Origin of the sequence: Ruminococcus sp. AF17-22AC (genome assembly GCF_003460065.1) — a bacterium.
Taxonomy (GTDB): Bacteria; Bacillota; Clostridia; order Lachnospirales; family Lachnospiraceae; genus Blautia_A.
Window position 1 is genome coordinate 141,796 of sequence record NZ_QRXT01000001.1, and the last position, 23,894, is coordinate 165,689.

22 protein-coding genes are annotated in these 23,894 nt (G+C 44.0%); 17 read left to right on the plus strand and 5 right to left on the minus strand.

What is annotated here, in order from left to right:
• The first annotated feature begins 6 nt into the window (after positions 1-6).
• The 8 genes from DWW86_RS00725 (at position 7) to DWW86_RS00760 (ending at position 9,471) form a co-directional block, all read left to right on the plus strand.
• Positions 7-1,050 carry a cobalt-precorrin 5A hydrolase gene (locus DWW86_RS00725; RefSeq protein ID WP_072521314.1) on the plus strand — a complete coding sequence of 348 codons (1,044 nt, stop codon included), beginning with the start codon at positions 7-9 and terminating at the stop codon, positions 1,048-1,050.
• Positions 1,043-1,774 carry a precorrin-3B C(17)-methyltransferase gene (cobJ, locus tag DWW86_RS00730; RefSeq protein ID WP_072521313.1) on the plus strand — a complete coding sequence of 244 codons (732 nt, stop codon included), beginning with the start codon at positions 1,043-1,045 and terminating at the stop codon, positions 1,772-1,774. The genes DWW86_RS00725 and cobJ overlap by 8 nt, the downstream gene beginning before the upstream one ends.
• On the plus strand, positions 1,767-3,770 hold the full coding sequence (gene cobK, locus DWW86_RS00735) for a precorrin-6A reductase (protein ID WP_117941976.1): 2,004 nt from the start codon (positions 1,767-1,769) through the stop codon (positions 3,768-3,770). The genes cobJ and cobK overlap by 8 nt, the downstream gene beginning before the upstream one ends.
• The gene (locus DWW86_RS00740) at positions 3,767-5,140 is read left to right on the plus strand and encodes a cobyrinic acid a,c-diamide synthase CobB (protein WP_117941977.1); all 1,374 of its coding nucleotides are present in this window, start codon (positions 3,767-3,769) and stop codon (positions 5,138-5,140) included. Before cobK ends, DWW86_RS00740 begins: the two co-directional genes overlap by 4 nt.
• 63 nt (positions 5,141-5,203) lie before the next feature.
• Positions 5,204-6,208: an adenosylcobinamide-phosphate synthase CbiB gene (gene cbiB, locus DWW86_RS00745; RefSeq protein ID WP_417182301.1), complete on the plus strand. Its 1,005-nt coding sequence runs from the start codon at positions 5,204-5,206 to the stop codon at positions 6,206-6,208.
• A 54-nt stretch (positions 6,209-6,262) separates the two neighbouring features.
• Positions 6,263-7,300, plus strand: coding sequence for a threonine-phosphate decarboxylase CobD (gene cobD, locus DWW86_RS00750; protein ID WP_117941979.1), 1,038 nt, complete (start codon positions 6,263-6,265; stop codon positions 7,298-7,300).
• The gene (locus tag DWW86_RS00755; protein WP_072521309.1) at positions 7,301-8,833 is read left to right on the plus strand and encodes a cobyric acid synthase; all 1,533 of its coding nucleotides are present in this window, start codon (positions 7,301-7,303) and stop codon (positions 8,831-8,833) included.
• Positions 8,830-9,471 carry a precorrin-8X methylmutase gene (locus tag DWW86_RS00760; RefSeq protein ID WP_117941980.1) on the plus strand — a complete coding sequence of 214 codons (642 nt, stop codon included), beginning with the start codon at positions 8,830-8,832 and terminating at the stop codon, positions 9,469-9,471. Before DWW86_RS00755 ends, DWW86_RS00760 begins: the two co-directional genes overlap by 4 nt.
• On the opposite strand, the gene pdxR is transcribed toward DWW86_RS00760, so the two are convergent.
• Positions 9,468-10,775 carry a MocR-like pyridoxine biosynthesis transcription factor PdxR gene (gene pdxR / locus DWW86_RS00765; RefSeq protein WP_117941981.1) on the minus strand — a complete coding sequence of 436 codons (1,308 nt, stop codon included), beginning with the start codon at positions 10,773-10,775 and terminating at the stop codon, positions 9,468-9,470. The two genes, DWW86_RS00760 and pdxR, sit on opposite strands and share 4 nt — an antisense overlap.
• Positions 10,776-10,879: 104 nt before the next feature.
• Between pdxR and DWW86_RS00770 the strand changes: the two genes are divergently transcribed.
• The gene (locus tag DWW86_RS00770; protein ID WP_117941982.1) at positions 10,880-11,743 is read left to right on the plus strand and encodes a pyridoxamine kinase; all 864 of its coding nucleotides are present in this window, start codon (positions 10,880-10,882) and stop codon (positions 11,741-11,743) included.
• 537 nt (positions 11,744-12,280) lie between these two features.
• Here the strand turns inward: DWW86_RS00770 and DWW86_RS00775 are convergent.
• From DWW86_RS00775 to cobI, 3 genes are read right to left on the minus strand one after another with little or no spacing between them, the layout of a single operon-like run.
• Positions 12,281-13,012, minus strand: a complete 732-nt coding sequence (locus DWW86_RS00775; RefSeq protein ID WP_117941983.1) for an ABC transporter permease — start codon at positions 13,010-13,012, stop codon at positions 12,281-12,283.
• A gap of 12 nt (positions 13,013-13,024) precedes the next feature.
• The gene (locus DWW86_RS00780) at positions 13,025-13,867 is read right to left on the minus strand and encodes an ABC transporter ATP-binding protein (RefSeq protein WP_117941984.1); all 843 of its coding nucleotides are present in this window, start codon (positions 13,865-13,867) and stop codon (positions 13,025-13,027) included.
• A complete protein-coding gene (cobI, locus tag DWW86_RS00785; RefSeq protein ID WP_072521303.1) occupies positions 13,864-14,550 on the minus strand; it encodes a precorrin-2 C(20)-methyltransferase in 687 nt (228 codons plus the stop codon). Before cobI ends, DWW86_RS00780 begins: the two co-directional genes overlap by 4 nt.
• A 136-nt stretch (positions 14,551-14,686) precedes the next feature.
• Between cobI and DWW86_RS00790 the strand changes: the two genes are divergently transcribed.
• The 3 genes from DWW86_RS00790 to DWW86_RS00800 are packed head-to-tail and all read left to right on the plus strand — an operon-like array spanning position 14,687 to position 17,372.
• Positions 14,687-15,208: a hypothetical protein gene (locus tag DWW86_RS00790; RefSeq protein ID WP_117941985.1), complete on the plus strand. Its 522-nt coding sequence runs from the start codon at positions 14,687-14,689 to the stop codon at positions 15,206-15,208.
• An 18-nt stretch (positions 15,209-15,226) separates the two neighbouring features.
• Positions 15,227-16,156, plus strand: a complete 930-nt coding sequence (gene pfkB, locus DWW86_RS00795) for a 1-phosphofructokinase (protein ID WP_117941986.1) — start codon at positions 15,227-15,229, stop codon at positions 16,154-16,156.
• 31 nt (positions 16,157-16,187) lie between these two features.
• Complete coding sequence (locus DWW86_RS00800; RefSeq protein WP_117941987.1) at positions 16,188-17,372, plus strand: MFS transporter; 1,185 nt, start codon at positions 16,188-16,190, stop codon at positions 17,370-17,372.
• Between the two features lie 83 nt (positions 17,373-17,455).
• Here the strand turns inward: DWW86_RS00800 and DWW86_RS00805 are convergent, their stop codons facing one another.
• Positions 17,456-18,253, minus strand: a complete 798-nt coding sequence (locus DWW86_RS00805) for a sirohydrochlorin cobaltochelatase (protein ID WP_117941988.1) — start codon at positions 18,251-18,253, stop codon at positions 17,456-17,458.
• A gap of 182 nt (positions 18,254-18,435) precedes the next feature.
• Between DWW86_RS00805 and cysK the strand changes: the two genes are divergently transcribed.
• The 5 genes from cysK to DWW86_RS00830 all read left to right on the plus strand — a co-directional run bounded on the left by cysK (position 18,436) and on the right by DWW86_RS00830 (position 23,742).
• The gene (gene cysK, locus DWW86_RS00810) at positions 18,436-19,368 is read left to right on the plus strand and encodes a cysteine synthase A (protein ID WP_117941989.1); all 933 of its coding nucleotides are present in this window, start codon (positions 18,436-18,438) and stop codon (positions 19,366-19,368) included.
• A gap of 228 nt (positions 19,369-19,596) precedes the next feature.
• Positions 19,597-20,907 (plus strand): O-acetylhomoserine aminocarboxypropyltransferase/cysteine synthase family protein, encoded by a 1,311-nt coding sequence (locus DWW86_RS00815; RefSeq protein ID WP_072521298.1) that lies wholly within the window; start codon positions 19,597-19,599, stop codon positions 20,905-20,907.
• Complete coding sequence (locus DWW86_RS00820; RefSeq protein ID WP_117941990.1) at positions 20,908-21,351, plus strand: Rrf2 family transcriptional regulator; 444 nt, start codon at positions 20,908-20,910, stop codon at positions 21,349-21,351.
• 91 nt (positions 21,352-21,442) lie between these two features.
• On the plus strand, positions 21,443-22,519 hold the full coding sequence (locus tag DWW86_RS00825; protein ID WP_072521296.1) for a LacI family DNA-binding transcriptional regulator: 1,077 nt from the start codon (positions 21,443-21,445) through the stop codon (positions 22,517-22,519).
• Positions 22,520-22,590: 71 nt separating this feature from the next.
• Positions 22,591-23,742, plus strand: coding sequence for a PP-loop family protein (locus DWW86_RS00830; protein WP_072521295.1), 1,152 nt, complete (start codon positions 22,591-22,593; stop codon positions 23,740-23,742).
• Positions 23,743-23,894 lie beyond the last annotated feature (152 nt).

Genomic DNA, 23,894 nt, shown 5'->3' on the forward strand with positions numbered 1-23,894 from the left:
AAGAAGATGCAAATTTCGATCATCTGTTTCAGTCTGACTGGCTATACTACGGCAGAGCAGCTTCAAAAAGGACTGCTGCAGTGTGGGTTTACGACCAATCTTTTTAAGAAAAGTAAATATCTGGAAGATTCCATTGCAGAGAATACAGCAGTCTGGACAGGACATCATTTCAAGACAGATGACGGACTTATTTTTGTCGGTGCATGTGGAATCGCAGTGCGCAGCATTGCCCCTTATGTTGCAAGTAAGAAATCAGATCCGGCAGTGTTAGTGGTCGATGAATGCGGAAAATTCGTCATCTCACTTTTGTCCGGACATCTTGGCGGTGCAAATGCACTTGCGCTTAAAACAGCAGAAATACTTGGGGCAGAGCCGGTGGTGACAACGGCAACGGATCTCCATGACCGATTTGCGGTGGATGTATTTGCAAAGAATAATCACTGTGCGATCTTTAATATGAAAGCCGCGAAAGAAGTATCTGCGGCAATACTGGCAGGTGAATCTGTCGGGTTTTACAGTGAATTTCCATGGGCAGGGTCACTTCCGAGAGGACTGAAAGTATGCACTCCGGAAGATTCAGGTAAACCAGAGGCAGGGATTGCCGTGACAGTGCATCGTGCATGTCTGCCTTTTACATCTACAGTGCAGATCGTGCCAAAGGCTGTTGTTCTTGGTCTTGGATGTAAAAAAGATAAAGAAGCAGAGATCATCCGGCAGGAAGCGGAAGCCTGTCTGGAGTCAGAAAGTATTTATCAGGAAGCAGTCAGTCAGATCGCAAGTATTTCCCTGAAAAAAGAGGAGCAGGGAATTCTTGCACTGGCGGCAGACTGGAACATTCCTTTTTGTACATTTGGCGAGGCAGAGCTGCAGAATGCAAAAGGGACATTTGAAGAATCAGAATTTGTAAAAAAGATCACAGGTGTAGGAAATGTCTGTGAGAGAAGTGCGGTCCTGGGCGCGGAGCAGGGCAGACTGATAAAAAAGAAAACAGGGCGTAACGGCGTGACTACGGCGCTGGCGCTCCGGGACTGGGAGGTACATTTTGAATAAAATATATGTTGTAGGAATCGGACCGGGAGGCTGTGACCAGATGACCGGAATTGCCATGCAGGCATTAAAAAACAGTGATACCATAATCGGTTATACAGTTTATGTAGACCTTGTAAAAGATACATTTCCGGATAAAGAATTTCTGACGACTCCGATGAAAAAAGAAGTAGATCGCTGCGTTCTTGCTTTTGAAGAAGCAATGAAGGGCAAAAGTGTTTCCATGATCTGCAGCGGAGATGCAGGTGTATATGGAATGGCTGGTCTAATGTATGAAGTTGGTACAAAATATCCGGAAGTTGAACTTGAAATTGTACCGGGCGTAACAGCCGCTCTTGGGGGCGCCGCTGTTCTCGGAGCACCATTGATTCATGATTTCTGCCTGATCAGTTTAAGTGATCTTCTTACTCCATGGGAAAAAATCGAAGCAAGACTGCTTGGTGCATCACAGGCAGATTTTGTGATCTGTCTCTATAATCCGTCAAGTAAAAAACGACATGACTATCTTCAGAAGGCATGTGATCTGATGATGCAGTACAAGTCCCCGGAAACCGTCTGCGGAACTGTCTGCAACATCGGACGTGAAGGGGAAGAATATCATGTTATGACACTGAAAGAACTGCGTGATACAAAAGTTGATATGTTTACAACCGTATTTATCGGTAATTCTCAGACAAAAGAAATTAACGGTAAGATGGTGACACCGAGAGGATATCGCGATGTATAAGGCAATTGTTTTTGCCGGTACAACGGAAGGATATGAAATCTGCCGTTTTCTTTCTGCAAATAAAATTTCTGCCCTTGCGTGTGTGGCAACAGAATACGGTTCTCATTCACTAGAGGCAGGAGATTATCTTAAAATACAGGCAAAGCGTCTGGATGAACAGGAGATGACAGAACTTTTTCATAAAGAACTGCCGGAGTTTATTCTGGATGCGACACACCCCTATGCAACGGAAGTAACAAAAAATATCAAAAGTGCGGCACTTGCATCCGGCATTTCGTATATACGTGTCTTAAGAGCCGAAAGTCAGTCGCAGAATGCTGTTTATGTAGAAACAGCAGAACAGGCGGTAGAATACCTTCGAGACAGAGAGGGAAGAATTTTTCTTACGACCGGAAGTAAAGAACTGGCAGCTTTTACGACGTTACCGGATTATCGGGAAAGAATCTATGCGCGTGTACTTTCACTTCCGTCTGTGGTTGAAGCCTGTCAGAAACTTGGCTTTGAGGGAAAACATCTGATCGCCATGCAGGGACCGTTTTCGAAGGAAATGAATGAAGCAACGCTCCGGCAGTATGAATGTCAGTATCTTGTTACGAAAGATTCCGGTAAAGCCGGCGGTTTTCAGGAAAAAATCGATGCTGCGTTTGCGTGCGGTGTAATTCCGGTGATTATAGGAAGACCGGTGCAGGAGGAAGGTATTTCTCTTACCGAGTGTAAAAGAATGCTTGCAAAATATTTTTTCTGTGAGGGAAATCATCATATTACACTTCTTGGAATTGGTATGGGCAGTGAGGATACGCTTACCATACAGGGAAAAAGAGCTGTAGAAAAGGCGGATCTCATCATTGGTGCCAGACGGATTGCAGATGCAGTGGCACTTCCGGGGCAGGAAGTGTTTTATGAATACAGAAGCAGGGAAATCGTAGATTATATTCAAAATCATCCGGAGTATAGCAATATAGTGGTTGCACTTTCCGGGGATGTTGGTTTTTACAGTGGCGCCAGAAAACTTCTCGAACTATTTGGAGAGGCATCCATACAGCCGGAGATCATTTGTGGGATTTCATCTGTTGTGTATTTTATGTCAAAAATCGGACTTTCCTGGGACAACGCGAAGATCGTCAGTGCACATGGAAAGAACTGTAATCTTATTTCACTGATTTATTCATATGAGAAAACTTTTGCAATTCTCGGAACCGCAGATGGTGTGGCGGAACTGACAAAGAAACTGACCGGATATGGCATGGGTGAGGTTATAGTGTATGTTGGAGAAAAACTGTCATACCCGGATGAGAAGATCTTTGCAAAAATGGCGCGTGAACTGACTGATTACAAGGCAGATCCGCTTAGCGTCGTCTGTGTATACAATCCGGAGGCAGAACCGCTTCCGGCGACACATGGAATGCCAGATGAGGTATTTCTGCGAGGTAAGGCACCTATGACAAAGAGTGAAGTGAGAAGTGTATCACTGACGAAACTGAAATTAGATCAAAATTCTGTATGTTACGATATAGGTGCTGGTACAGGTTCTGTATCGGTAGAAATGGCGCTGAGGGCTTCACAGGGACAGGTTTATGCAATCGAAAAGAAAGAAGATGCACTTAATCTTCTGAAAGCAAATAAAGAGAAATTTGCACTGGATCAAATGCAGATCATAGCGGGAACCGCACCGGAGGCTATGGAAGACCTTCCGGCACCGACGCATGCATTTATCGGAGGCTCATCAGGAAATCTTGATAAGATCATAGATCTGTTACTTACCAAAAATCCACAAGTGCGGATCGTAATTAACTGTATTACACTGGAAACGGTTTCAGAGGCGATTTCCTGTATACGAAAACTTGAGGAATTTGGTGCAGATAAGGAATGGGAATCGGAAGTGGTTCAGCTTGCTGTATCAAGAGCCAAAAATATCGGCAGGTACCATATGATGATGGGAGAAAATCCAATCTATATTATCACAGTACAGGCACACAAAAAGGAGATGAGCTTATGAGAATTCCCAGAATCCTTCTGGCAGCAGGCGCAAGTGGAAGTGGAAAAACGCTGATTACCTGCGGGCTTTTGCAGGCACTGTTAAACAGAAATCTTACTGTGGCATCTTTTAAATGTGGTCCGGATTATATTGATCCAATGTTTCACAGTCGTGTGATCGGTGCAAAATCTGCAAATCTGGATACATTTTTTACATCTCCGGAAGTTACGCGGTATCTTCTTTCAGAAAATGCTGCAAATTGTGAGATCGCGGTGATGGAAGGCGTTATGGGATATTATGACGGAGTTGCAGGAACGACAACACAGGCGAGCGCTTATGATCTCGCTTCTGTTACAGATACGCCGGCTATTCTGATCGTAAACAGCAAGGGAATGAGCATGTCACTCGCGGCTTATATCAAAGGTTTTGCCGAATACCGAAAGGACAGTCACATTAAAGGTGTGATCCTGAATCAGATGTCTCCGATGCTTTATCCGAGAATGAAAGAACTTCTGGAAAAAGAGACCGGACTTTCGGTTCTGGGTTATGTGCCAAAAGTTGAAGACTGTGTAATCGAGAGCAGACATCTTGGTCTGGTACTTCCTGATGAGATTCCGCAGCTTCGTGAAAGATTACAGAAACTTGCAAGAATACTGGAAGATACACTGGAGATTGATGAAATACTAAAGCTTGCCGCAGATGCACCGGAAGTTCAGGCAGCAGAGCCGCAAATTTCTTTTCATCTGGAAAAACCAGTACGAATCGGTGTTGCTGAGGATGAAGCATTTTGTTTTTATTATAAAGATAATTTCCGGCTCCTTAAAAGTATGGGAGCAGAGCTGGTAACTTTTTCACCAATGCGAGATGTACATCTTCCGGAGAACCTTAAAGGGCTGATTTTGGGCGGTGGTTATCCGGAACTTAATGCCAAAGAATTAGAAGCGAATGCGAGCATGCGGGAGGATGTACGCCGTGTATTGAATGATGGAATGCCGTGTCTGGCAGAATGCGGTGGCTTTATGTATCTTCATGATGAGATGGAGGCCATGGATGGAAACAGCTATCATATGGCGGGCGTGATTTCCGGCAGAGCTTATTGTACGCAGAGACTGAATCGTTTTGGTTACGTGACTCTGACACAGAAGAAAGAAGTTTTTGGAATGAATGACATGGGTGGAATACCTGCACATGAATTTCATTATTTCGATTCTGAAAACTGTGGGGACGATTTTGATGCGAAGAAACCACAGAGCCACAGGAAATGGAATTGCATTCATGGCACAGATACCATGATGGCGGGATTTCCGCACCTGTATTTTTATGGCAATCCGAAGGTGCCGGAGGCTTTTCTTCGTAAGTGCAGCCAGTACGGTCGTCAGGATGCCAGATAAAGAACAAACGTAACTGAGAAGGTACTGAACAGTTATGAATAAATGAAAAAGAGCAGAGATGTTTTGGAATATAAAACATCGGGAAGGGAGAAACACTTGATATACCACACCATAGCGCTGGCAGCAGGATTTATACTTGATCTGATATTCGGAGATCCGAGATGGCTGTACCACCCGGTCTGTCTGATCGGTAATCTGATCTCTTTCCTTGAAAAAAGAATTCGAAAGATCTTACCGAAAACAAGCTCCGGGGAACTGACCGGCGGACTGATCGAAGTTCTGCTTGTCTGTATTCTTTCATTTGGAATTCCGGGAGTGATTCTTTATTCATTGTATCCGAAGGTTCCAGGGCTTGCGTTGCTTCTGGAAAGCTTTTGGTGTTACCAGCTTCTGGCAACCAGATCTTTAAAAGATGAAAGTATGAGGGTTTATGATCGCCTGAAATACGGAACGCTGGAAGAAGCACGTAAGGCGGTATCCATGATCGTAGGCCGTGATACAGCGGCACTTACGGAAGAAGGAGTGACGAAAGCGGCGGTTGAGACCGTGGCGGAAAATGCTTCAGATGGTGTCATTGCACCGATGCTTTATATGGCAATCGGTGGTGCGCCTCTGATGTTTCTTTATAAAGGAATCAACACCATGGATTCCATGCTTGGATACAAAAACGACCGTTATCTTTATTTCGGACGATGTGCGGCAAAGCTTGACGACGCGGCGAATTATCTGCCATCCAGAATATCAGGCGGATTGATGGTTCTGGCTGCATATTTTAGCGGCTTTGATGGCTGGAATGCCTGGAAAATTTTTCGGCGGGACAGCCGTAATCACGCAAGTCCGAATTCTGCACAGACAGAATCTGTAATGGCGGGTGCTTTGGATGTCCAGCTTGCAGGTAATGCATATTATTTTGGAAAATTATATGAAAAACCAACGATTGGTGATCCGATCAGATTGATTGAATCGGAGGATATTCGTCGTGCAAACCGACTTTTGTATGCGACAGCAATTACCGGAGTCGTTCTGTTCCTGTTCATCAGAATCGTACTTATCTTGTGCTGGAGCTGAATATTGAATTTGATTTTTATATTTTGATGCCGAAACAGGCAGGAGGAAACTGAAATGACGAAGCACGTACATGGAGGCAATATATATACTTACAAAAACTGCCTTGACTTTTCGGCGAACTGTAATCCGCTTGGAACTCCGGAAAGTGTGAAACAGGCAGTACGTGACAGTCTGGAACAGATAAAAGATTACCCGCAGGTCGGATATCAGCCGCTCAAAGAGGCAATTGCAGCATATGAGGAGGTAGAATCAGAGCATATCATCTGTGGAAATGGTGCGGCGGAAATAGTATTTTCTCTGTGCCATGCGCTGAAACCGAAGAAAGCACTGCTGCCGGGACCGACATTTGCAGAGTATGAGCAGGCACTTGCGAGTGTGGACTGTAAAGTCGAACATGTTCTTTTAAAAGAGGAACATGGTTTTGCGCTGCAGGAAGATTTTGTGAACTGGCTGCACAAAGATCTGGATATAGTTTTTCTGTGTAATCCAAATAATCCTACCGGAATTTCCATAGACCGGGATCTTTTGTTCCGAATTTTACGTATATGCAGGGAGATGGAGATTTTTCTTGTTGTAGATGAGTGTTTTCTGGATTTCATAAAAGAACCGGAGAAACATTCACTGAAAGCCCAGCTATCAAGGTATCACAATCTTTTTCTTCTGAAAGCATTTACAAAGCGTTATGCGATGGCGGGTGTCCGTCTTGGTTACGGAATCTCGGAAAATACAGAATTACTTGAAAAAATGACGATGGTCACACAGCCCTGGAATATTTCTGTGATGGCACAGGAAGCAGGAATTGCGGCACTGAAAGAAAAAGAGTATGTCGAAAACGGTCGGCAGATGGTATTTGAGGAAGCGAAGTACCTCAAGGAAAAATTACAGGAACTAGGAATGGAAGTTTTTCCGTCTGAGGCGAATTATATTTTCTTTAAAGGACCGGAGAATCTGTTTGAAAAATGTGTAGAGCACGGTATTCTGATCCGTGACTGTAGCAATTATTTCGGACTGAAAAGAGGATATTACCGGGTTGCTGTCCGCACACATGAAGAGAATGAAAAGCTTATACAGTCCATGCAGGAGGAATCATAAATGGCAAAAACGATCATGATACAGGGTACGATGTCCAATGCAGGAAAAAGTCTTCTTGCGGCAGGACTGTGCAGGATTTTTCATCAGGACGGGTATCGGGTAGCTCCGTTCAAATCCCAGAATATGGCATTGAATTCATTTATTACGAGCGAAGGTCTGGAGATGGGAAGGGCGCAGGTCATGCAGGCTGAGGCGGCAGGGATAGAACCATCAGTCCTTATGAACCCGATCCTTTTAAAACCAACCAATGATGTTGGCTCTCAGGTAATTGTCAACGGGGAGGTCCTCGGAACGATGAGTGCCCGGGATTATTTCAAATATAAGAAAAAACTGGTGCCGGATATTATGAAGGCATTCAACAAACTGGCAGAGGAAAATGACATTATCGTCATTGAAGGTGCGGGGAGTCCGGCTGAGATCAATCTGAAAAGCGAAGACATTGTCAACATGGGAATGGCAAAGATGGCAAAGTCTCCGGTTCTTCTTGCGGGAGATATCGATCGTGGCGGCGTTTTTGCGCAGCTGTACGGCACGGTGGAGCTTCTCGAAGAAGATGAGCGAAAGATGATCAAAGGTCTGATCATCAATAAATTCCGCGGAGACAAGACTATTCTGGATCCGGGAGTTGCCATGCTGGAAGAGAAATGTGGCATTCCGGTTGTTGGTGTTGCACCGTATATGAACATTCAGGTGGAAGATGAGGACAGCCTTACAGAACGTTTTGAGCGTCCGCAGGAAGTTGGACAGATCGATATGGCTGTTATCCGTATACCACGTATTTCAAACTTTACAGATTTTAATCCGCTGGAAAGTATTCCGGGAGTATCACTTCGGTATGTACAGCATCCATCAGATCTGATGCATCCGGATGTGATCTTTTTACCGGGAACCAAAAACACCATGGAGGATCTGAAGTGGCTTCGCGAAAGTGGCATGGAAACATTAATTTTGAAGGCGGCAGCATCAGGTACGCTTATCTTCGGAATCTGCGGGGGTTATCAGATGCTTGGTGAGACTTTAAGTGATCCGTATGGTGTCGAAGCTGGTGGAAGTATGCGTGGAATGGGACTTCTTCCGATGGATACGGTTTTTGCCGAGAAAAAAACACGCACACAGGTAAATGGAAGATTTTTGGAGATGGATCAGGAATTCGAGACACTTTCTAATGTGGAATTTACCGGTTATGAGATCCATATGGGAGAGAGCAGACGAAAAGACGGTGCGACTGCAAGTACCTTTACCTGCGACAGTGTGACAGGAACAGAAAAAACAGAGGGTACCTTCCGAAAGAATGTATGTGGTACCTACGTGCATGGTATTTTTGATAAAGAAGATGTGGCAATGGGGCTTGTGCGTGCAGTTGGAGAGAAAAAAGGCATCGATGTCTCTGATATGGCAGGAGTGGATTTTGCGGCTTTTAAAGAAACACAGTATGATATTCTTGCTTCGGAGCTTCGCAAACATCTGGATATGAAACGGATTTATGAAATCCTGGAAGAGGGAATCGAGACAGAAGGAGAGGCACAGGAATGAAAGTAGAACTTGAAAATGTAAAGCCGATGGAGATCGAAAAGAGAAGCTTTGAGATCATTACAGAGGAGCTTGGAGATACACAGCTGGTGCCGGGAACGGAGTTGATCGTTAAAAGATGTATCCATACAAGCGCAGACTTTGATTATGCAGAAAACCTCTGTTTTTCTGAAGGAGTCGTGCAGCGTGCGCTTGAGGCAATCAAAGCAGGAGCCTGTATAGTGACAGATACACAAATGGCAAAAGCAGGGATTAATAAACGTGCACTTGCCCGTTATGGCGGCGAAGTATACTGCTTTATGTCGGACGAGGATGTTGCAAAAATTGCAAAAGAGAACGGAACGACCCGTGCGACAGCAAGTATGGATAAGGCTGCTTCCCTGGACAAAAAACTGATTTTTGCGATTGGAAATGCACCGACAGCACTGGTGCGTCTCTATGAACTGATTGAGGACGGTAAACTGGCTCCGGAGCTGATCATCGGTGTACCGGTTGGTTTTGTCAATGTAGTGCAGTCAAAAGAGCTTATCATGGAATCCGGTGCTCCGTATATTGTTGCAAGAGGCCGTAAGGGCGGAAGTAATATCGCCGCCTGCATCTGTAATGCACTGCTTTATATGATTGATAATCGAAGAGATTAATTCAGAATGTTCTTCAGAAGCCGACATGACGGTACAAATTCATCTGTTGCAATCGAAGAGCAGGAAAGCAGAAGTGTAATCGTATCTGCATTTTCTTCGAGAATCAGGATGGATAGCCCGTTCATGCGGGCTTCTTTTTTTAGTTCAAGTCCGGTACGGGTATACGGAACAGTCAGTGCAAGGCTGGTTCCGGCAGCACCGGTCTGAATTGTACAGTTTTCACCAAACATATTTTGAACTACAGTTTTAAGTTCTTTCAGTTTTTGAGCGTATAACTTTTTTAATTTTTTTGTCTGTGACGTCAGATGTCCGTCACGTATAAACTGACAGAGCGCAATCTGTTCAACTTTAGAAGCTGTCTGACTGTATCTTTCTGCGACAGCAGCGTATTTTTCGGACAGAGAAGGCGGCAGGACCATAAAACTTAAGCGAATAGACGGAAGCAGCAGACGGGAAAAAGAGCCTATATAAACTACTCCGTGTCCGCCTGCAAGATTAAAGAGTGAAGGTGTCGGCCGCTGAAAATAGACAAATTCATTTTCATAATCGTCTTCAATGATCAGACTACCTTTTTCGGCAGCATGATGCACCAGTTCCATACGACGGCTGACCGGCATGATTTCCCCCCATTTGGTCATATGTGCAGGAGAAACATAAATGACGTCACAGTTTTTATTGCGGTAACGTACATCAAAATCATAATCTGCAAAGATCGTACTTCCCTGTACGAAAGAAGCGTTCGGAAAAGAAACGGTCTTTTTGTGACGGATAAGAGGGCAGAGAATATTAAGAAGGCTCTGAACTCCGGCTCCGATAACTATATCGTCGGCAGAACAGTTTACATTTCTACGCTGACGGATATAGTCGGCAAGTACCTGGCGCAGATCGGCTTCTCCCTGTGGCTCCCCATAGGAAAGGAGACGTTCACTCTGGCGAAGGGCGCTTTTAAGATAGCGCTGCCACAGATCAAAGCGAAAACTTTCATGGTCTACCCCATTGGAGGCAAAATCATATTTTACCGGTGGAAAACTGGGATGACGAGATACGGGTGATACCGGATCCTGTGAGGCAATGTCGGTCACATAGTATCCACTCTGCGCGCGTGCAATGATGTAGCCGTCGGCAGCAAGCTGCAGATAGGCATTCTCGATCGTGGTACGGCTGAGTTTTAATTCAGCAGCACATTGGCGGAGAGAAGGCATACGGCTTCCGGCCGGAAGACGGTTTTCCATGATAAGATTTTTATAATGATCATATACCTGCAGATACAGGCTTTCTTTATTTGAATGAAATGCTAAGCTCATAAACTGTCCCCTGAAAAATGAGTAAAAGTGGTTATTTTTCTAAATACACTTAGGTGCTATTCTAAACCAGAATGTGACAAAATGCAAGATAAGGAGAATTGAGATTGAAAAAAATTGCGGTGTTAAATGATCTTTCAGGACTGGGAAAATGTTCTCTTACAGCGGCAATTCCGGTGATCTCTGTGATGGGAATCCAGGCATGTCCGCTGCCGACTGCAGTGCTGAGCTGCCAGACAGGTTTTCCGTCCTATTTTTGTGATGATTATACAGACCGTATGGATAAGATTATGGATGAATGGAAGAAACTTGACTTTCAGCCAGACGGAATCTATACGGGGTTTCTTGCGGATGCGGCACAGGCGGATAAGGTTTTGTCGTTTATAGCACTGTTCGGGGGAGAGAATGTGAAGATTCTGGTGGATCCTGTAATGGGAGACGACGGAGAGGAATACCCGATTTATACAGAGGAGCTTTGTGAGAAGATGCGTTTTCTGGCGAAAAAAGCAGCTGTGATTACGCCAAATCTGACGGAGGCGCTGTTGTTGCTTTATGGCAGGGAGCGTGCACATGAAGTATGGACAGAACTTTGTGATTTTGAAGAAAATGATCTGGTGAGATTTGTAGAGGAGACGGGATATAAGCTTGCGAGAGCGTATGAGACGGAAGTAGTCATTACCGGGATTGATCTGCCGATAAAAGATGACGTGCAGGAGATGGGAAATCTGATCTGCAGCCGGGATTCTGTCCAGTGGATAAAAGCACAGAAGCATGGCGGAAGTTATTCCGGAACGGGAGATCTGTTTGCGTCGGTGTTAAGTGCCGGGATGGTGAAAGGAACGGATACGGTGGAGTCTGTCCGAAAAGCAGTAAATTTTCTTGCAAAAGGGATACGCGATGCGGTTGAAGAAGAGACAGACCGCAATGAAGGAATTTGTTTTGAGAAGTATTTGTATGAGTTAGCCCGCTGATTTTAGGCGTTGTTGAAATTACGGAAAGCTTCGTAAGATCTGTTCAATCACAGGCTTCGGAGTCCGGAAGTGAACTCACAGATCGTACGAAGCTTTCCTGTTTTTTCAACAGACAACAAATCAGCCGCAAATTCAAACTAGCGAGGGTGTTCCGCTCGGAGCGAGTCTACTGCGCCTGCGGCTACCGGAATCCTTGTAAGGTATAATGGACAGAAAAGGCTGCATGTGCCTTTCCTGGCTGACTTTTATTATGACAGCAGCTAAGTTCAGCAGTAGATTCAGAAAAAGAACAGGTTCTACGCCGTCAGCGAGGCTTTCGTAGCGAAGAACATGCCAGCTGCGGCCATCAAGCCCATTGTTTGAGCCGCAGGCGAGTTTGGGCGACTGGCAGCAAACAGGCGCATGTTCTGAGTAGAAAACGCAGCTTTGGCACAGAACCTGTCCTTTCTTCTGAATGACTGCGTGAGCAGTCTACTGTCAAAAACTCTGAAGCCTGTGGCAGAACAGATACATGTAGCCTTTTCGTAAATAATACCCTTACAGATTCTTCTTTTTATATATAAACCACGATGCAATCGCAGTAAACACCACGAGATATGCCCCCAGTACGGCGATTCCCGTCATCTGAAGGCCTTCCCCTGCGGAAATACTTCGGATCATATGGCTGGTCTGTGAAAGCGGAAGCGCAGACACAAACTTTCCGAGAATCCCAGGCAGTTTTTCCGTAGAGAAAAACGTATTACAGAGATATGCCATCGGCATAATGATATAATTCGAAAAACGCGGCACATCTGCATGGTTCTTTGCAAGGAAAGAAACCACAACTCCGATTGCAGAAAAGACAGCGCCATTCAAGAACATGATCAGAAAAGACCATCCATTAAAGATCAGACCTGTATCGATCGGAAGTGTCAGAATCAGGATTACTCCACCGGCATAAAAACCACGAAGACTTCCACCGATGATCTGTCCTGCAATAAACTGCCACAGAGGTGTCGGTGAGATCATAACTTGATCAAAAGCTTTTTCATAAAGACGCTGTACATTCAGATTCTGCGCGATTGCATTAAAACTTCCATTCATGGTGGTCAGTGAGACGACACCCGGAATCAGGAAATTCAGATAAGGCTGACCGTGCGAAACCGTCTGGATACCCATTCCAAATACGACAAGATACATCAGGGGTGCAATCATCGCAGCCAGAGTGATCTTATAGAAATCTCTTCGAAATTCTACCCATTTTTCCCATAAAATCGTAATAATTCCCATACTCAGTCCCCCCTATGATGGCATCAGATGTCTGCCGGCACGTTCGACAAAAACATCCTCCAGCGTTGTTTCACGTAAGGAAGCCTGACCGGAAAGACCGGAGAGATAGGCAATCGCTTCTTCACGGGTGTGGAAATAGTGACTTTTTGTTTCATCACCTGAAAATTCATCTACAGTATAATTACCAAGACTGTTTATCAGGGCAGATGGCGTGCTGACCTCTTCGAGTCGGCCATGATCCATCAGTGCTACACGGCTGCAGAGATTCTGTGCTTCCTCCATATAATGTGTTGTGAGCAGGATAGTCAGATTTTTGCCGTTCAGTTTGCGGAGAAGATTCCACATCTGACGACGGGACAATGCATCCATACCGGCAGTCGGTTCATCAAGAAGCAGAATTTCCGGATCTGTCAGAAGTGCACGACAAACCATCAGCTTACGTTTCATACCGCCGGAAAGTTTACGCACAGTACGTTTGCGGAATTTGATCAGATCACAGAATTCCAGCAGCTCTTCCGTGCGTCGTTTGATCTCCTTACGAGGCATAAAATAAAGCCGGCCCTGATATTCCATGATTTCATCCATATTCATATCCTGACGCATGGAATATTCCTGCGTGATCACACTGATCTTGCGCTTCAGATCCGGACGGTTTCGGGTAAGTTTCTGACCATCGATCAGAATCTCGCCCTTTGTAGGAAGCAGGAGGGTTGAGAGAAGACTGATCGTTGTTGTCTTACCGGCACCGTTGGGACCGAGGAGACCGAAAAACTCTCCGGTCTCAATTTTCAGATCCAGAGAATCTACGGCCGTGAAATTGTCAAAAGTTTTTGTCAGATTTCTGGTTTCGATCATTTGTGCTCCTTTGCAATGATCAGAGAATAGTATCCAGCATCATCCGGGATTTCTTCTACGCTGTGGTAAATATGCTCATCCGGCATACCACAGTTTTCAACCATCAGAACATCCTTACCGCTTCGTGACAGGATTTCCTTTACCTGATTCATTTTTTTGCCGGATTTCATCAGAATATAATTTCCGGATTCTGTCAGTTCATTGTCCAGACGGTGAACGGCTGGAATGATATGAAGCTGTTCATTCCACTCGGACAGAGAAATATTCAGGCGAGCTGCGGCTGCACAAAAAGAAGTGATTCCGCTGACAAGTTCTGTATGATATCCGTCTGCTTCCACACGATGCTGCAGATAGGAAAATGTAGAATAAACACATGGATCCCCGAGAGTCAGGAAAACAATATTTTTTCCCTGATCCAGATAAGATTCAAGAGTCTTGGCTCCTTTTGCATGATTGAGTTCCAATTCTTCGGCATCATGGGTCATCGGCATGTAGATTGGAAGAAGTTCCTTATCTGCAAGCTCCGGTACTGCCTGAACAGCAATTTTATAAGCAACGGTTTCTCTGACATCAGCACCCGGTACTGCAATGACCTCGTTTTCACGGATCATACGTACTGCTTTCAGTGTCATTAATTCCGGATCTCCAGGTCCGACGCCAACTCCAAATAAAGTTCCTTTCATTATAAAAATCCTCCTGATAATTTTAAGATTAATTTAAATCACATTCTTTTTATTATACTAGAAGTGTATAGTGTTTGCAATGTAAGATTTGCTGTGTTATATTAGGTGAGAAAATGAGAAAATGGAGTAATAAATTATGAAGAAAAAAATTACCTGGCTGCTTGCGGCGGCATTTACAGGGATTGTAGCTTTTTCCGGTGTATGTCAGGCGGACGGAATGTCAGTCGATAAAGAGGACGGGGAATATTCCATACAGGTAGATCTTGAAGGTGGAAGTGGTAAGGCAAGTGTAACTTCCCCGACGATCCTTACGGTAGAAGACGGGAAGGCATATGCCCAGATTCAGTGGAGCAGTTCCAATTATGATTACATGATCGTGGACGGAGAGAAATATCTTCCGACAAATGAAGAGGGAATGAATTCCGTCTTTGAGATTCCGGTGCTTTCTATGGATGAGGCACTGCCTGTAATCGCAGATACCACTGCAATGGGAGCACCACATGAGATCGACTATAATCTGACGTTTTATTCAGATTCTATCGGATCTAAGAGTCAGCTTCCGCAGGAGGCGGCCAAACGTGTCGTAGCAGTGGCAATGGTGATCATTGTCGGAGGCGGAATCCTTAATTATTTCGTAAACAAAAGAAATCGTTGCTAAAAGTTACAGGAGTAAAAAATGATTATAACAGTAACCATGAATCCGGCAATCGACAAGACGGTGGAGGTTGACAAATTTCAGCCATACGCTCTGAATCGTATCCGGCGGATCGAGTATGATGCCGGCGGCAAGGGAATTAATGTTTCCAAAACGATCCATGCGCTTGGAGGGGAAAGTCTTGCTATGGGGTTCCTTGGAGGAAATACCGGCAAGACAATCGAAAATGTATTAAATGCCCGGAATATCCGTCATGATTTTATCTATGTGGATGGAGATACGAGAACCAACACAAAAATTTTTGACTGTGTCGGAGGTGTGACTGAACTCAATGAACCGGGACCGGCAATTACGGAAAATCAGACAGAAGCACTGATTCAGAAAATCTGTACGTATACAGACAATGAGACACTGGTCGTTCTTGCGGGAAGTGTTCCAGGCGGAGTCAGAAAAACTATCTATGCAGAGATTACAGAATGTGTCCATAAAAAGGGCGGCAAAGTTCTTTTGGATGCAGATGGAGAATTGTTTCGGCTGGCATTAAAGGCAGTTCCGGATATAATAAAACCAAACCGATCGGAACTTGAAGAATACACTGGCACAGATCATGTTCTGACTGTTCACGAAATTATTGAAACCGCAGAAAACTTCCACGAAAAAGGGATACAGACAGTGGTAGTTTCTATGGGAAAAGACGGAGCTGTTTTTGCAGGAGAAAACTATAAGATAAACTGTTCTGCTTTGCCAGTGAAAGCACATTCCACCGTTGGTGCCGGAGATGCGATGGTGGCTGCACTTGCATATGCCCATGACAGAAAGCTTTCTGAAAAAGAAATGGTAAGACTTTGCATGGCTGTGTCAGCAGGTGCTGTAATAACTGTCGGTACGAAACCGCCGGACAGAGCGTTGATAGAACAACTGATGCCGGAAGTCAGGATGCAGATGTTATGACAGAAAGAGATTTAAAACAACGGGAGAAATAATGAAAACATCTTATAAAAGAACGATGTATGCCTGTTTTGTAGGATATATTGTGCAGGCAATCGTCAATAACTTTGTACCATTATTATTTGTAACGTTTCAGAAGACATACCAGATTCCGCTGTCAAAGATTACACTTCTGATCACGATCAACTTTATAATCCAGCTTCTAATTGATCTTTTGTCTGCAGGATTTGTAGACCGAATCGGATACAAAGCATCGGTGACGATCGCACATATTTGTTCAGCAGTCGGCCTTTTGGCATTGACGTTGCTTCCGGAGCTTACAGCAGATCCTTTTGCCGGAATCCTGATTGCTGTTGCCATTTATGCAGTAGGTGGAGGCTTGCTTGAAGTACTGATCAGTCCGATCATAGAGGCATGTCCGACAGATAATAAAGAAAAAGCAATGAGCCTTCTGCATTCGTTTTATTGTTGGGGACATGTCGGAGTAGTACTGATTTCAACTATTTTTTTCAGTATGATGGGAATTGAAAACTGGAAGATCCTTGCACGTATCTGGGCAGTTATTCCGGTTCTGAATGGAATCGTCTTTCTGTTTTCACCAATCTATTCGCTGCATGAAGAGGGTGAGAAAGGGCTTACGATCTGTGAACTTTTTGGTAAAAAGATTTTCTGGGTGGTAATGCTGATGATGACCTGTGCAGGAGCCAGTGAACAGGCTGTCAGCCAGTGGGCATCTACTTTTGCGGAAGAGGGCCTGAAAGTAAGTAAAACTGTGGGAGATCTCGCAGGTCCGATGTCATTTGCTTTTTTGATGGGGCTGGCAAGGCTTCTTTATGGTAAATACGGTGAAAAAATCGATTTGAAGAGATTCATGACATACAGTAGTATACTTTGTGTGATTTCCTATCTTTGTATTTCTTTTGTACCGAATCCTCTGCTCAGTCTGTTGGGCTGTGCAATCTGTGGATTTTCTGTAGGAATTATGTGGCCGGGTACATTCAGTATTGCATCGGCATCGATACGGGGCGGCGGTACAGCAATGTTTGCACTGCTTGCGCTGGCGGGGGATCTTGGATGCTCCGGAGGTCCGACACTGGCAGGATTTGTTTCAAGTAATCTTGGAAATAATCTGCGAATGGGAATTTTTGCTGCAATCGTATTTCCGATTCTGCTTCTGGCGGGAATACAGATCTGCAAAAAGAGTCGGCAGGATACCTGAAATTGAATCAAATAAGAAAAAGACAGAAAAAGGTCTGGATCATCTGATATATTCAGAGTCCGGACCTTTTTGTGTACTGATAATTAATAAAGTGCAGAGATTGCTTCTTTTACATGTTCTACAAAGAGCGCACGTATGCCTGGGTACTCACCGAGACCTTTCAGGACGGGACATACTTCAAAGCCGGCAGAGCTAAACTGACTGACCCATGAATCCGGAGCATCTCCTGCCATGTCATTATGTGCGTGATCTCCTGCAACGATCATAAAAGGTGTCAGATAAATACCGGTTGGATGGAAGGCAGTTACTTCCTTCACAAGATTATGAATAGTCGGATCGGCCTCGACAGTTCCGATAAAGACATTGGAATGTCCAAGTGATTTGAAATGCCGGTCAAGTTCTGCATAAGCAGTATTTATCTGATGAGTGGTGCCATGTCCCATAAGGACAAGAGCGTCCGTTTCTTTTAAGTTTTTAAATTCAGAAGTTACAGCTGCAATCGCACGTGTTTCGTCCTCTGAAGTGGCAAGAAGTGGAGCACCGAAAACAATCTGATCAAAAGAATCTTTATAAGAAAGAACTGCCTCTTTCATAACGTTGTTTTCAATGCCATCCAGAATATGTGTGGGCTGAACGATGAGTGACCGAATGCCATCATGAATCATCTGTTCCATTGCTTCACACACAGTAGGAATGGAAATATTGTCTCTTTTTTTCAGAATAGAGATGATAAATTTACTGGTCCATGCATGATAGATTCTGTGATCGGGAAATGCATCTGCAATATCCTGTTCGATTATTTCTATCGTTGCTTTTCGTGAAGCTTCATAACTGGTGCCGAAGCTGACAACCAGAATTGCTTTTGGGGATTGATGTTCCATAATAAATGTATTCTCCTAAAATAAATTTTCGCGTAATCAGGATTATACTATAGCATCGAAAAAAGTTCAATTTTTTTCCAAAACCTATTGACAATTTATTAAAAATAGAATAACATACTAAACATATCAAAGAGGTATGTTAATAAAACAAGATGAAAATATAGGGAAAGGTGGTAACTATTATGGCAAACATTTATAAAGGAACCCTTGGACTGATCGGCAACACTCCACTGGTAGAAGTAACAAATATAGAGAAAGAGCTTGGACTGGAAGCAACAGTACTTGTAAAGCTTGAGTACTTCAATCCGGCAGGAAGCGTTAAGGACAGAATTGCAAAAGCTATGATCGAAGATGCAGAAGCAAAAGGACTTCTGAAAGAAGGTTCCGTAATCATCGAGCCTACTTCCGGAAATACAGGTATCGGACTCGCATCCATCGCAGCAGCGAAAGGATACAGAATCATTCTTACAATGCCTGAGACAATGAGTATCGAACGTAGAAATATCCTGAAAGCATACGGAGCAGAGCTGGTTCTTACAGAAGGTGCCAAGGGAATGAAAGGTGCTATCGCAAAAGCAGATGAACTTGCAAAAGAGATTCCGAACAGTTTTATTCCTGGACAGTTTGTAAACCCTGCAAACCCGGCAGCACATAAAGCTACCACAGGTCCTGAGATCTGGAATGATACAGACGGTAAGGTAGATATCTTTATTGCAGGTGTTGGTACAGGCGGAACACTTACCGGAACAGGTGAATACCTGAAAGAGAAAAATCCGAATGTCAAGATCGTAGCAGTGGAGCCGGCAACTTCTCCGGTACTTTCCGAAGGAAAAGGCGGACCACATAAGATTCAGGGCATCGGCGCAGGATTTGTTCCGGAAGTGCTGAATACACAGGTTTATGATGAGATTATGCCGATCGATAACGAAGTATGCTTTACAACAGCGAAACTTCTTGCAAAGAAAGAAGGTGTCCTGGTTGGTATTTCCTCAGGTGCGGCTCTCTATGCAGCAATTGAGCAGGCAAAACGTCCGGAAAACAAAGGTAAAACAATCGTAGCTCTTCTTCCGGACACAGGTGACAGATATTATTCAACAGCATTGTTTACAGAGTAATCTTGCTGCGAAGCATTTCATAATGTATATATAGCGGACATAAATAATAATAAAAAACGTAACTATTCAGAAGGTAGTATCCCGCGAGGCGTTTTGGCATATTTTTTGCCAAAATCCCGAGACATATAAGGCAAAATGCCATCACCGAAGGTGATTTGGAATGCATTTTGACTCGTAACTGTGAGGGTACTGAACAGTTACTAAAAAACAGAAAAGAGGATTAGATCCATGGGTGAAAAAATTACAAGAGAAAATAGAAAATTTAAATTCGAAACACTTCAGCTTCATGTAGGACAGGAACAGCCGGATCCGGTTACTGATGCAAGAGCTGTTCCAATCTATCAGACATCTTCATATGTATTCCGTAACTGCGACCATGCAGCTGCACGTTTCGGACTTGCAGATGCAGGTAACATCTACGGACGTCTGACAAACCCGACAGAAGATGTATTCGAAAAGAGAATCGCAGCTCTTGAAGGTGGCAGCGCAGCACTTGCAGTAGCTTCCGGTGCAGCGGCAATCACATACACAATCGAAAACCTTGCACAGAACGGGGATCATATTGTAGCAGCAAAGAATATCTACGGTGGAACAACAAACCTTCTGGAGCATACACTTCCAGCTTACGGAATCACAACAACATTTGTTGATATCTTTAATCTTGAAGAAGTAGAAAATGCAATTCAGGACAATACAAAAGCACTTTACATCGAGACTCTTGGAAACCCGAACTCTGACGTAGTTGATGTTGAAGCATGCGCAGAAATCGCACACAGACATCAGATTCCGCTTGTTGTAGATAACACATTTGCAACACCTTACCTTGTAAGACCGATTGAGTACGGTGCAGATATCGTTGTTCATTCTGCAACCAAATTCATCGGTGGACATGGAACAACTATCGGTGGTGTAATCATAGAAGGCGGTAAATTCGACTGGGAAGCTTCCGGTAAATTCCCGTCCCTGACAGAGCCAAACCCGAGCTACCATGGAATCAGCTTCACAAAAGCATGCGGACCAGCAGCGTTTGTTACAAAGATTCGTGCAATCCTTCTTCGTGACACAGGGGCAACAATCTCTCCTGTAAGCTCCTTTATCTTCCTCCAGGGACTTGAAACACTGTCTCTTCGTGTAGAGCGTCATGTAGAGAACGCACTGAAAGTTGTTCAGTACCTCAACAATCATCCGCAGGTTGAAAAAGTTCATCATCCGTCAGTAACAGATGATGAAAGCCAGAAAGCTCTGTATGCGAAATACTTCCCGAATGGCGGTGGATCTATCTTCACATTCGAAATAAAGGGAGATGCACAGACAGCCAAAGATTTCATCGATAATCTGGAACTGTTTTCATTGCTTGCAAACGTTGCAGATGTTAAATCACTGGTTATCCATCCGGCAACCACCACACACAGCCAGTGCACAGAGGAAGAACTTCTGGATCAGGGTATCAAACCGAACACTATCCGTCTCTCCATCGGAACGGAAAATATCGATGATATCATTCAGGATCTGGATGAAGCTTTCAAGGCAATCCAGTAATTGAAATTCGGTAAAAAAACCAGATATGGTCTCACTGCGTTGGTGGATCTGGCAGCACAGCCGTCCACCACACCGGTAGCCCTGAAAACCATTGCTGAAAGAAATGACATTTCTTTACAGTTTCTGGAACACATATTTGCCTCGTTTCGAAGAACAGGTATCGTAAAAAGTGTCAAAGGCTCGCAGGGAGGATATAATCTGGCAAAAGATGCTGATAAGATCACTGTTGCATCCGTGGTAGAGGCCCTGGAGGGAAGTTATCATCTTGAAGATGAGGATGCTTTGGCGGAAAACAGTTACAAGGGAATCTCCGATACGATCCAGAAACTGGTGGTGGATTCCGTCAATCAGGAACTTGATCAGATTCTGTCAAATCTTACTTTGGCACAGATGACCGGTTATTATGCCGATCATTATGAAAAACAGGAAATGTACTATATCTGAATATGACCGGAGGTTTCAGGCGGCTCTGTCGCTCTGGCTTCCGGTTATTTTTATATACGCAGCGTATGTCTGGCAGAAAGAGGAAATACACATGTCAATCAAAAAAATCGCAGAAAAAGCAGGAGTATCGGTATCAACCGTTTCCCGTATCCTGAATAAGCCCGATTACAGATGTTCCGTACCGGGTCTCAGAGAAAAAGTTTGGTCCATTGCAATGGAGTTGAATTATGTCCCAAATGAAGCGGCACGTAACCTCAAAAAAGGAACACAGGCAAAAGAAAGCAAAATCTGGCATATTCATGTTCTGATGACTAGAACAGATGAGTCCAGAACGGATCCTTTTTTTACAGAGCTTCTTCATATTATAGAAAGTGAAATTCATGGACAGAACTGTATCCTTTCAAAGGTGTGGTACAAACCGTTCTTTTCAGATGACCGAAAATGCCGGAGAGAAAATCTTGACCAGATCATTCAGGGCATGTATACTGAGACAGAAGAAAAAAAGGATGGTCTGATCATTATCGGGCGATGTAATCCGCTTGCCCTGAAAAAACTGAATCAGAAATACCGGAGCGTGGTTTCGGTAAACCGAAATTCAACGAATTATGAAGTAGATGAGGTCCTTTGCGACGGCAAAAAGATTGCCGCGATGGCAGTAGAGCATCTGATCTCACTGGGACATCGTAATATCGGTTATGTGGGTGGATGCAGGAATGAAGACCGTTATAACGGATATCTGGATACATTGAAGCAGAACCATCTGGATGTGATACCGGAATATGTTGTAGAGTCGAACCAGACCGAGATTGAAGGTTTTGAGGCAATGGAGAAACTTCTGAAATCTGAAGACTGTCCAACCGGAATTTACTGTGCGAATGATATTACAGCTGTGGGAATGCTAAAATGTCTGCGGCGATGCAGAAATCTCTATTTTACTCCGTCGATAATAGCGAGTGATGATATTGAAGAGGCACAGTATACGAAACCGATGCTGACAACTGTTGGCCTTCCGAAAGAGGAAATGGGACGTTTTGCGCTGTATCTTCTTCTGGACCGGATGAAGGGCGGACACAGTGGTGTTGTGAGGATGGAACTGTCAGGAAAACTTCTTGTGAGAAACAGCTGTTCACATGTTTCGGAAAGTTTCTGGAGTGATTACTGTATATAGTAGTTACTGTGAACGGAATGAACAGTAACATTACAGCCGGGGAATATGTGAAAAGATAAAGGAAGATTGATATGTGTATAAGAACGATTGAAGAATTAGAAAAGGATACAAGGGAAAAACAGGTAATAGATATCCGTGATAAGGCTGACTTTGAAAAAGAGACTTATCCGGGTGCAGTCAATATATACTGGGAAGAGCTTGAAGAGCATATGGATGAGATTCGCAGGGACTGTCCGGTCTATCTGGTTTGTTATACCGGGCAGAAGAGTGAGGAGATCGCGGAAGAACTGACGGAACAGGGATATGAGATCTACAGTGTCAAAAACGGCTATCGTGCATGGCTGAAGCTCAAACTCGGCAGACTGATGGCAAATCACAATGAAGCAGAGCAGCGTACAAAGGATATTGAACGTAGTATTATCAAGAAATTTCGTAAACCGATCTGGAGACGTTTTACAAAGGCAATCCGGGAATATGAACTGGTACAGGATGGAGACAAGATTGCGGTCTGTATTTCCGGAGGCAAGGATTCCATGCTGATGGCAAAGCTTTTTCAGGAGCTTTCCCGTCATGGAAAGAAAAATTTCGAAGTTGTTTTTCTTGTGATGAATCCGGGTTATAATGAAATAAACTATCAGACTATCAAAGATAATGCAAAGATTCTAAATGTGCCGATTACAGTGTTTGAATCAGACATTTTCAATATTGTAGCCTCTGAGGAGCAGTCTCCGTGTTATCTCTGCGCACGTATGAGAAGGGGATATCTTTATAGTAAGGCAAAAGAACTTGGATGTAACAAAATTGCGCTTGGTCATCATTATGATGATGTGATCGAGACGATTCTTATGGGAATGCTTTATGGCGCACAGGTGCAGACCATGATGCCGAAACTTCACAGTACAAACTTTGAGGGTATGGAGCTGATCCGCCCCCTGTACTTAATCCGTGAGGCGGATATCATTCACTGGGCAAATTATAATGACCTGCATTTTATCCAGTGTGCATGCCGCTTTACAGAGCACTGTGCATCCTGCGGCGGTACAGAAAAAGGTTCAAAGAGGGCTGAGATTAAAGAACTGATCCATGAACTTGCCCAGAAAGATCCGGTTATTGAATATAATATTTTTCGAAGTGTGGAGAATGTCAACCTCAACACCGTTATCGGATATAAGCAGGATGGGGTACGACATAATTTCCTTGATACCTATGATGATGTGAAATAAATACAGGAATATTGAGCAGCTGCTGTCGAAATGACAGCGGCTGTTTTTTTCTGAAATTTCAAGCTGTGCAAACGTTTTCTAATAAACATATTTAAAAGATATGTTTATTGGTATATAATGCCATTAACATAAAACATATCATTTGCGTATGT

Bases quoted from the DNA above. Each gene is read 5' to 3' on its own strand.
- DWW86_RS00725 (WP_072521314.1), top strand. From the start codon at position 7: ATGCAAATTTCGATCATCTGTTTCAGTCTGACTGGCTATACTACGGCA.
- cobK (WP_117941976.1), top strand. From the start codon at position 1,767: ATGTATAAGGCAATTGTTTTTGCCGGTACAACGGAAGGATATGAAATC.
- DWW86_RS00740 (WP_117941977.1), top strand. From the start codon at position 3,767: ATGAGAATTCCCAGAATCCTTCTGGCAGCAGGCGCAAGTGGAAGTGGA.
- cobD (WP_117941979.1), top strand. From the start codon at position 6,263: ATGACGAAGCACGTACATGGAGGCAATATATATACTTACAAAAACTGC.
- DWW86_RS00755 (WP_072521309.1), top strand. From the start codon at position 7,301: ATGGCAAAAACGATCATGATACAGGGTACGATGTCCAATGCAGGAAAA.
- DWW86_RS00760 (WP_117941980.1), top strand. From the start codon at position 8,830: ATGAAAGTAGAACTTGAAAATGTAAAGCCGATGGAGATCGAAAAGAGA.
- pdxR (WP_117941981.1), bottom strand. From the start codon at position 10,775: ATGAGCTTAGCATTTCATTCAAATAAAGAAAGCCTGTATCTGCAGGTA.
- DWW86_RS00775 (WP_117941983.1), bottom strand. From the start codon at position 13,012: ATGGGAATTATTACGATTTTATGGGAAAAATGGGTAGAATTTCGAAGA.
- DWW86_RS00780 (WP_117941984.1), bottom strand. From the start codon at position 13,867: ATGATCGAAACCAGAAATCTGACAAAAACTTTTGACAATTTCACGGCC.
- cobI (WP_072521303.1), bottom strand. From the start codon at position 14,550: ATGAAAGGAACTTTATTTGGAGTTGGCGTCGGACCTGGAGATCCGGAA.
- DWW86_RS00790 (WP_117941985.1), top strand. From the start codon at position 14,687: ATGAAGAAAAAAATTACCTGGCTGCTTGCGGCGGCATTTACAGGGATT.
- pfkB (WP_117941986.1), top strand. From the start codon at position 15,227: ATGATTATAACAGTAACCATGAATCCGGCAATCGACAAGACGGTGGAG.
- DWW86_RS00800 (WP_117941987.1), top strand. From the start codon at position 16,188: ATGAAAACATCTTATAAAAGAACGATGTATGCCTGTTTTGTAGGATAT.
- DWW86_RS00805 (WP_117941988.1), bottom strand. From the start codon at position 18,253: ATGGAACATCAATCCCCAAAAGCAATTCTGGTTGTCAGCTTCGGCACC.
- cysK (WP_117941989.1), top strand. From the start codon at position 18,436: ATGGCAAACATTTATAAAGGAACCCTTGGACTGATCGGCAACACTCCA.
- DWW86_RS00815 (WP_072521298.1), top strand. From the start codon at position 19,597: ATGGGTGAAAAAATTACAAGAGAAAATAGAAAATTTAAATTCGAAACA.
- DWW86_RS00825 (WP_072521296.1), top strand. From the start codon at position 21,443: ATGTCAATCAAAAAAATCGCAGAAAAAGCAGGAGTATCGGTATCAACC.
- DWW86_RS00830 (WP_072521295.1), top strand. From the start codon at position 22,591: ATGTGTATAAGAACGATTGAAGAATTAGAAAAGGATACAAGGGAAAAA.